Source organism: Massilia sp. CT11-108 (assembly GCF_047302915.1).
Classification (GTDB): domain Bacteria; phylum Pseudomonadota; class Gammaproteobacteria; order Burkholderiales; family Burkholderiaceae_D; genus Telluria; species Telluria orientalis.
The window spans coordinates 1-6,130 of the sequence record NZ_JBKYMO010000350.1; the positions used below are offsets into that span (position 1 = coordinate 1).

The window sequence follows — 6,130 nt, forward strand, 5'->3', positions numbered from 1 at the left end:
CCGGACCGCTGGGCCCCGTGGTCGGCGGCCTGCTGGGCGCCCACGTCGGCTCGCTGTTCAGCTTTACGAAGATGAAGGATCCCGGCGAACGCGAGGAGGGCGGCCGCGCGCCGATGGAAAACCGTCCGGCCGGCATGCTCATCGCGGTCGCCTTCGACGATCCCGGCCTCGAGGCGCGCGCCGTCGACCTGCTGCGCGGCCTGGGCGCCCACCACATCGAGCGCGCCAAAGGCAATATCGTCGATGGCGACTGGGCCGATTTCGATCCGGCGTCGCCGCCCGACATGATTCACTGAGTCCGCGCCCCCCCGGCGTCTATTTGCGTTTCGTCAACGACGTCTTTGTCCATCGCCCTAGACTCGATGTTTCGTGCTGCGCACCCGGCGCGGCAGGTTGATGAAGGACGACGAAACCATGCACGACAACAAAGTAGCCTTGGTGACTGGAGGGATGGGGGGACTGGGCACGGCGATCTGCCGGCGCCTGCAGGCGGAGGGGTTCCGCGTGGCGGCAACCTATTCGCCCGGCAATGCCACGCCTGACGCGTGGCTGGCCGCCCAGAGAGACGAAGGGTACCGATTCACGACGTATCGCGTCGACGTCACCGACTACGGTGACTGCGAATGGATGATGCAGAAACTGCTGGCCGAAATGGGCCGGCTGGACGTGCTGGTGAACAATGCCGGCATCACGCGCGACCGTAGCCTGCGCAAGATGACCCTGGAAGATTGGCAGGACGTCCTGCGTGCCGACCTCGACAGCGTGTTCAACATGAGCAAGCAGGCGATCGAACCGATGATGGCGCAGCAATTTGGCCGCATCGTCAATATCTCGTCCGTCAACGGCCAGCAGGGTGCCTTCGGTCAGGCCAATTACTCGGCCGCCAAGGCCGGCATGCACGGCTTCACGAAGGCACTGGCGCTGGAGATGGCGCGCCATGGCGTGACCGTCAACACGGTGTCGCCCGGCTATCTGCGCACGAAGATGGTCGAGGCCGTACCGGCCGAGGTGATGAATGGCAAGATCCTGCCGCAGATCCCGATGGGGCGGCTGGGCGAGCCGGACGAGATCGCCGGCCTCGTCGCCTATCTCGTGTCGGAAGACGCCGGTTTCATGACGGGCGCCAACCTGGCCATCAATGGCGGGCAACACATGTATTGAACTAGCGCCGCTCGGCCCGCGTCTGGCAGTCGATGCACAGGCGCGCCTCCGGCCGGGCCAGCAGGCGCGATGCGCCGATCGGCTGGCCGCATTCCTCGCAATAGCCGTAGCTGCCGTCCTCGATCCGGGCGAGCGCCTGGCGCAGCTGGCGCATCTCGGCCGAGTGATGGCCGGCCGCTTCGCGCGACAGATCGTTCAGCAGGCGGACGGTGGCGCGGTCCAGCGGCGACGTCTCCACTTCTTCCACAGGCAATTCTCCCGCGTCCGGGCGCGGTTCCTCGACACGGGACAGCGCGGCAAGACGCTGCTCCAGCATGGTCTTGAGCAGCGCCAGCTGCTCGGGTGTGAGGGGTTCCATGGTCACACGACAGCGAACACGTGACGACAGGCGCCGGAAGCGGCGTGCGGATTGGCTTTCATGGATGTCCCCTCGTTCGTGTCGTTGGAAACCGCGCGGCGGCGATTTCAGTGTAGCGCGGAACGAGGGGCGTGCATACCGCCGCTGGTATTCAGGCGGGTGCGGCGGGCGCGTTGTCGATGGCGACGATGTCGAGCTGGGTCTTGAGCCCGTCGAGGGCCGCGAGGATGGGCACGACCTGGCCCGTGCTGGCGGCCGCGGCCAACCCCAGCAGGCGCGCGACGAGCGTGATGCCGTCGCCGATGCGGGTGATGCGCTTGATCTTGTCGGCGGCGTCCACCGTCAGCTGGATCAGGTGCGCTTGCGGTTGGCCCAGCGACGACACGATGCATGCGGCCGCCTCCGTATACAGCCGGTTGGCGCGCTGGCGCAATTCCATCTCGGCGTTCAACAGGGCGCGCGCGGCCATCTGCTCCGGTTCCGGCACCTCCTGGCCCTGGTGGCGGCGGATATCGCGCATGACGCGCTGGTGGATGCTGTCCGCGCACTCCGACAGCTTGTCGGCCAGTTCCTCGACCTGGTGCGCGGTCGACAACGCCTTGGCCGGGCTGGGCGGCGGCGCGGCGGGGGCAGCCTGTTTCGGTTTCTCGTCGTTTGCCATGATTTCTCCTCGTGCGCTCAATCGGACAGGGCGTCGCGCAGTTTCGTCAGGTCGCGCGCATAGACGGCCAGCAACTTGCGCACGTCGTCGCCGTGCAGGTTATTCAGGTTTTCGCGCAGTTTCTGGTGGCCCAGCGCGACCTTCGTCAACCCCTGGAGGGCCAGGTCGTAGCGTTTGTCGACCAGTTTGTACTCGGTCGACTTGTTGAGATAATGGACCTTGGCCAGGGTCACGAGCATGCGGTCGGACGTCTTGGTGGAGAAGGGGATTTCGACGTCGAAGATGCCGAGCACGGTCTTCTTCTCGTTGTCGTTGGTCTTCGCGTACAGGCGGGTCAGCTCGATCATGGCTTCCAGCAAGACCTGCACGTCGGCGTCGCCGTCGCGCACCATTGTCTCGACGCTGCGGTTCTGGTAGCCGGATGCAATGACCCGCGTCAGCAGCCGCGTCAGGCCCGTGTACGCGGCGATCTGGCGCTGTTGCAAGCCGGATTCCGCGTTCGCCTTGAGACCATTGCCGAGGTCGTCGATGCGGTCGGACAAGTCGTAGCGCGCGTCGCCCGCCAGCACGCTCAACGTCTGCATGTACAGCACGACGGTCTTCTGGATACTGACGAAGTCGTCGTACACGGCACGCCGGCGCGCATCGTTTTCCTTCGCGATGCGGTCGGCGGCGGGAGAGAGGTACGGTTGTTCGCGCTCGTAGGTGTCGCGATAGCGGCGCGACAGTTCGCCGTAGCCGCCCAGTTTGGCCGACGCGTCGGCAAATTGCCGCACCTCCGCCAGGCTCACGGGGCCGGTACTGGCGCAGCCGCCGAGCACCAGGGTGGCGGCGAGGACGATCAGGGTAAAACAGCGTCGCAGGTCCATGGGTCCTTTCTGGACGGCAAAAGGCCGGCCCGAAAAGCCCTCATTCTTTCAAACTGGCGGATGCTGTCATTGCCAATGCTCAAGTCAAGGCCGTGCGCCACCCCAGGCCGGCCACGGTGTCGCCCAGCGGGATGTATTCGCAGCCGACCCAGCCGTCGTAGCCCAGCGCGTCGAGCGTGCGGAACAGGAAGGGGAAATTGATCTCGCCGGTGCCCGGCTCATGGCGGCCCGGCACGTCGGCCAGCTGGATGTGGCGGATCAGCGGCATACGTTCGCGCAGCGTGTTGGCGAGGTCGCCCTCCATGCGCTGCATGTGATAGATGTCGTATTGCAGGAACAGGTTCGGCGCGGCGGCTTCCGCGATGATGGCGGCGGCTTGCGCACTCTTCGTGAGGAAATAGCCGGGGAGGTCGCGGTCGTTGATCGGCTCGATCAGCAGGTCGATGCCGTGCGGGGCCAGCGCGGCGGCGGCGAAGCGCAGGTTGTCGATGAACGTCGCGTGCGCGCGCTCGGGGGCGACGTTCGGCGGCAGCTTGCCCGCCAGGCAGTGCAGGCGCTTCACGCCCAGGTCGAGCGCGTATTCCAGCGCCAGCTCGACGGTGTCCTGGAATTCGCCCACGCGGCGCGGATCGCACGCCATGCCCCGTTCGCCCGCCGCCCAGTCGCCGGCCGGAAAATTATGCAGCGCCAGTTCCAGCTGGTAGCGTTGCAGGCGGCCGGCGATCTGCTCCGCCTCGAAGGCGTAAGGAAACAGGAACTCGACGCCGTCGAAACCGGCCGTACGGGCGGCGGCAAAGCGTTCCAGGAAGCCGAGCTCGTTGAACATCAGGCTCAGGTTGGCGGCGAAGCGGGGCATGCGAATTCCTCTTGGCGGTGAAACAACCCGCTATCCTAAACCATCGTGCCGGCCGGCGCAGCGCGCAGCGCGCGCATCGGCGTGAACAGCCAGGCCAGCAGCGCGGCGCCCACAAGGAACAGGCCGGAGCCGCCGAACAGGGTCGCCAGGGTGACGCGGCTGGCGAGCCAGCCGGCCACGACGGCCGCCAGCGGCGCCAGGCCCATGAAGATGAACATGAACAGGCTCATCGTCCGGCCCAGCAGTTCGCGCGGCACGCGCTGCTGGATCCACGTGAACACGGCGACCTGCACGAACCCGCCCAGCACGCCGATGGCGACGTTGATCAGCATGCCCTGCCAGCTGGCGGTGACCAGGCCCAACGGCATCAGCAGGACGCCGGCGATGCCGTCGATCAGCAGCAGGGTCATGCCGAGGTTGCCCGCACGCCGTTTCCCGGCGATGCCACTCGCCGCCATGCCCAGCAGCGCGCCGGCGCCATGCGCACCCATCAGCAGGCCCAGCGCGGAAGCACCGTGCAGGCGGCTGCTCGCGAGCAGCGGCAGCGCGACCTGCATCACGCCGCCGATCACGCAGGCGCACAGGCCCCAGTAGATGAAGCACGTGCGCATCATGGTGTCGCGCCAGACGGCCGCGAGACCGTCTGCCACCGACTTGAATACCGGCTGCCTGGCCGCCGGCGCGAACGGGCGCGGCTGGACCTTGGCGAGCGTCCAGGCGGACAGGGCGAAGCTGATGCAGTCGAAGCCGAACGCGAGCGCCAGGCCGCGCATGTGTTGCGGACCGTCGGTGCCGTCGCCGGCCAGCGCGAACAACAGGCCCGCCAGCAGCGGCCCGGCCAGCATCGTGATCTGGCGCAGCCCCATCATCATGCCGTTCGCGGCCTGCAGGTGCTGCGGGGCGACGGCATGCGGCAGCATCGACGTGCCGGCCGGAATGCTGAACGCCGATGCGAGCGACAGGCCCAGCGCCAGCGCGAGCACGACGGGCAGGTGCGCCTGGCCGGTGTAGACGAGGACCGCGAGGACGGCCAGCAGCACCGTGTTGACGTGCTTGGTGAGCATCAGGATGCGCTTGGGCGAGTGGCGGTCGACGAGCGCGCCGCCGAACAGGATCAGGATCGCACGCGGGATGCCCATCAGCGCGACGGCCATGCCCAGCGCAACGGCATCGCCGGTCAGCTTGAGCACGAGCCAGGGCAGGGCGATCTGGGTGAACTGGTCGCCGAGGGTGGAGATGACGCCGCCGCTCATCAGCCACGTGAAATTCCGGTCGCGCAGCAGGGCGGTGCGCGGGTTCTGTGCGTCTTGCATGCTCGTCTCCTTGTCGTCGTGCGGGCGTGCGCGGGCCTGGCCGGCACGCCATCGTGTTGGTGGTGCGAAGGTGGATCAGCGCTGGATGCCGGCGATCTGCGCGAGCAGGTCGGACGTCGCGCGCAACTGGTCGCCGGACGGTGCGCCCAGCATGGCGCGGCTGATGTTGTCGACGACGGTCGTCGCGTTCGTCACGAGTTCGTCGCCCGTCGGCGTGATCAGGGCGTAGCCGACGCGGGCGTCGCGCGGATCGCTCTGGCGCGTGACGAGACCGATCTTTTCCAGCGGCAGCAGCGAGCGGGTGACGCCGGACGCAGTCAGTCCCAACCGATCGGCCAGGTCGACACGGCGCAAACGCCCGCCCGGTGCGCGCTGCAGGTGCAATAGCAACTGGTAATCGGCAAAGCTGATGCCGTGATGGCCGCCGAGGGCGCTGTCGAGCCGGCGGACGAGCGTCGCCCAGGCCCGCGCGAGGCGCAGGCAGAATTCAGTGGTGAGACTGTCGGACATGATGACTCCTGGTACTTAATGGTTACTTGATTCGTCAAGTATATGGAGAATGTCGACCATTGGCAAGTACTTGAGTGCGCAAATAAATTCGGGGTCAGGTCCAATTTTTTTGTAACTTCGGGGTCAGAGCTCATTTTGGTGGATGATCTTCGAAGCAAGTTCTGCCGGCTGACGCCGATTTACTCATGGGCGCAATGGGCAAACCGTACGAAATCTTGGCTTACCGGACATTGATCGAAAAAGTGCTCTGACCCCGAATTTGAGCCTTTGTTATGGGTAAAAAAAGACCGGGAGCAGGTCCCGGTCTTTTTTGTGATGTCGCAGAATTACGTATCAGCGCTCGCCGCCCGAACGGGCTGCGGATGCCGGACGCGGGCCGCGGCCCTGGCCGCGACCCGCGTC

Annotated in this window: 7 protein-coding genes and 1 pseudogene; 2 read left to right on the top strand and 6 right to left on the bottom strand. The window is 66.4% G+C overall.

Annotated elements, in window-relative coordinates; genetic code table 11:
* Both ACEN88_RS22460 and phbB read left to right on the top strand, forming a co-directional pair.
* Window positions 1-296: pseudogene (locus ACEN88_RS22460) on the top strand (hypothetical protein); the annotation flags it as partial.
* Between the two features lie 118 nt (window positions 297-414).
* Window positions 415-1,161: an acetoacetyl-CoA reductase gene (phbB, locus tag ACEN88_RS22465; RefSeq protein WP_371762986.1), complete on the top strand. Its 747-nt coding sequence runs from the start codon at window positions 415-417 to the stop codon at window positions 1,159-1,161.
* Window position 1,162: 1 nt separating this feature from the next.
* On the opposite strand, the gene ACEN88_RS22470 is transcribed toward phbB, so the two are convergent.
* From ACEN88_RS22470 to ACEN88_RS22495, 6 genes are all read right to left on the bottom strand, one after another.
* Complete coding sequence (locus ACEN88_RS22470; protein ID WP_413343177.1) at window positions 1,163-1,519, bottom strand: TraR/DksA family transcriptional regulator; 357 nt, start codon at window positions 1,517-1,519, stop codon at window positions 1,163-1,165.
* 151 nt (window positions 1,520-1,670) lie between these two features.
* The gene (locus ACEN88_RS22475; RefSeq protein ID WP_413343180.1) at window positions 1,671-2,180 is read right to left on the bottom strand and encodes a hypothetical protein; all 510 of its coding nucleotides are present in this window, start codon (window positions 2,178-2,180) and stop codon (window positions 1,671-1,673) included.
* A gap of 17 nt (window positions 2,181-2,197) precedes the next feature.
* Window positions 2,198-3,049 (bottom strand): hypothetical protein, encoded by an 852-nt coding sequence (locus ACEN88_RS22480; protein ID WP_413343182.1) that lies wholly within the window; start codon window positions 3,047-3,049, stop codon window positions 2,198-2,200.
* Between the two features lie 79 nt (window positions 3,050-3,128).
* A complete protein-coding gene (gene otnI, locus ACEN88_RS22485) occupies window positions 3,129-3,905 on the bottom strand; it encodes a 2-oxo-tetronate isomerase (RefSeq protein ID WP_413343184.1) in 777 nt (258 codons plus the stop codon).
* Window positions 3,906-3,940: 35 nt separating this feature from the next.
* Window positions 3,941-5,218 carry an MFS transporter gene (locus tag ACEN88_RS22490; protein WP_413343186.1) on the bottom strand — a complete coding sequence of 426 codons (1,278 nt, stop codon included), beginning with the start codon at window positions 5,216-5,218 and terminating at the stop codon, window positions 3,941-3,943.
* 75 nt (window positions 5,219-5,293) lie between these two features.
* On the bottom strand, window positions 5,294-5,728 hold the full coding sequence (locus ACEN88_RS22495) for a MarR family winged helix-turn-helix transcriptional regulator (RefSeq protein ID WP_413343188.1): 435 nt from the start codon (window positions 5,726-5,728) through the stop codon (window positions 5,294-5,296).
* Window positions 5,729-6,130: the final 402 nt, after the last annotated feature.